Genomic DNA, 2519 nt, shown 5'->3' on the forward strand with positions numbered 1-2519 from the left:
TTGTCCTGTGACTGCGTACCTTTTGTATAATGGGTCAGCGACTTATATTCAGTGGCAAGGTTAACCATCTAGGGGAGCCGTAGGGAAACCGAGTCTTAACTGGGCGTTCAGTCTCTGGATATAGACCCGAAACCAGGTGATCTAGCCATGGGCAGGTTGAAGGTTGAGTAACATCAACTGGAGGACCGAACCGACTAATGTTGAAAAATTAGCGGATGACTTGTGGCTAGGGGTGAAAGGCCAATCAAACCTGGAGATAGCTGGTTCTCCCCGAAAGCTATTTAGGTAGCGCCTCGGACGAATACTACTGGGGGTAGAGCACTGTTAAGGCTAGGGGGTCATCCCGACTTACCAACCCTTTGCAAACTCCGAATACCAGTAAGTACTATCCGGGAGACACACGGCGGGTGCTAACGTCCGTCGTGGAGAGGGAAACAACCCAGACCGCCAGCTAAGGTCCCAAATTACTACTAAGTGGGAAACGATGTGGGAAGGCTCAGACAGCCAGGATGTTGGCTTAGAAGCAGCCATCATTTAAAGAAAGCGTAATAGCTCACTGGTCGAGTCGGCCTGCGCGGAAGATGTAACGGGGCTAAGTAGTAAACCGAAGCTGCGGCAATGCACTTTTAGTGCATTGGGTAGGGGAGCGTTCTGTAAGCGGTTGAAGGTGTGTGGTAACGCATGCTGGACGTATCAGAAGTGCGAATGCTGACATGAGTAACGATAAAGGGGGTGAAAAACCTCCTCGCCGGAAGACCAAGGGTTCCTGTCCAACGTTAATCGGGGCAGGGTAAGTCGACCCCTAAGGCGAGGCCGAAAGGCGTAGTCGATGGGAAACGGGTTAATATTCCCGTACTTCTTACAATTGCGATGGGGGGACGGAGAAGGCTAGGTGGGCCTGGCGACGGTTGTCCAGGTTCAAGTGCGTAGGCTTAAGAGTTAGGTAAATCCGGCTCTTTCTAAGGCTGAGACACGACGTCGAGCATCTACGGATGTGAAGTCATTGATGCCATGCTTCCAGGAAAAGCCTCTAAGCTTCAGATTGTAAGGAATCGTACCCCAAACCGACACAGGTGGTCGGGTAGAGAATACCAAGGCGCTTGAGAGAACTCGGGTGAAGGAACTAGGCAAAATGGTACCGTAACTTCGGGAGAAGGTACGCTCTCGACGGTGAAGTCCCTCGCGGATGGAGCTATTGAGAGTCGCAGATACCAGGTGGCTGCAACTGTTTATTAAAAACACAGCACTGTGCAAAATCGCAAGATGACGTATACGGTGTGACGCCTGCCCGGTGCCGGAAGGTTAATTGATGGGGTTAGACTTCGGTCGAAGCTCTTGATCGAAGCCCCGGTAAACGGCGGCCGTAACTATAACGGTCCTAAGGTAGCGAAATTCCTTGTCGGGTAAGTTCCGACCTGCACGAATGGCGTAATGATGGCCACGCTGTCTCCACCCGAGACTCAGTGAAATTGAAATCGCTGTGAAGATGCAGTGTACCCGCGGCTAGACGGAAAGACCCCGTGAACCTTTACTACAGCTTGGCACTGAACATTGACCCTACATGTGTAGGATAGGTGGGAGGCTTTGAAGCGCAGTCGCTAGATTGCGTGGAGCCGTCCTTGAAATACCACCCTTGTAGTGTTGATGTTCTAACGTCGACCCCTCATCGGGGTTGCGGACAGTGCCTGGTGGGTAGTTTGACTGGGGCGGTCTCCTCCCAAAGCGTAACGGAGGAGCACGAAGGTGGGCTAATCACGGTTGGACATCGTGAGGTTAGTGCAATGGCATAAGCCCGCTTGACTGCGAGAATGACAATTCGAGCAGGTGCGAAAGCAGGTCATAGTGATCCGGTGGTTCTGAATGGAAGGGCCATCGCTCAACGGATAAAAGGTACTCCGGGGATAACAGGCTGATACCGCCCAAGAGTTCATATCGACGGCGGTGTTTGGCACCTCGATGTCGGCTCATCACATCCTGGGGCTGAAGTCGGTCCCAAGGGTATGGCTGTTCGCCATTTAAAGTGGTACGCGAGCTGGGTTTAGAACGTCGTGAGACAGTTCGGTCCCTATCTGCCGTGGGCGTTGGAGAATTGAAAGGGGCTGCTCCTAGTACGAGAGGACCGGAGTGGACGAACCTCTGGTGTTCGGGTTGTGTCGCCAGACGCATTGCCCGGTAGCTAAGTTCGGGATCGATAACCGCTGAAAGCATCTAAGCGGGAAGCGAGCCTTGAGATGAGTTCTCCCTGATACTTTAAGTATCCTAAAGGGTTGTCGTAGACTACGACGTTGATAGGCAGGGTGTGTAAGCGTTGTGAGGCGTTGAGCTAACCTGTACTAATTGCCCGTGAGGCTTAACCATACAACACCCAAGGGGTTTTGATGGACTCAATGAAAGAACATTGAATGTGTAAGAACGAGAATTAACAAACAGCTTTCCGAATTAAAGAATTTGCTTGGCGACCATAGCGTTTTGGACCCACCTGATTTCCATGCCGAACTCAGAAGTGAAACGAAATAGCG

General features: G+C 51.8%; 2 rRNA genes. Both read left to right on the top strand.

Annotated features, from left to right (window positions below):
- A 23S ribosomal RNA gene (locus tag R8N49_RS24355) occupies positions 1 to 2358 on the top strand; the annotation flags it as partial.
- Positions 2359 to 2451: 93 nt separating this feature from the next.
- Positions 2452 to 2519: ribosomal RNA gene (gene rrf, locus R8N49_RS24360) — 5S ribosomal RNA — on the top strand; the annotation flags it as partial.

The organism is Vibrio sp. 1978 (genome assembly GCF_033344345.1).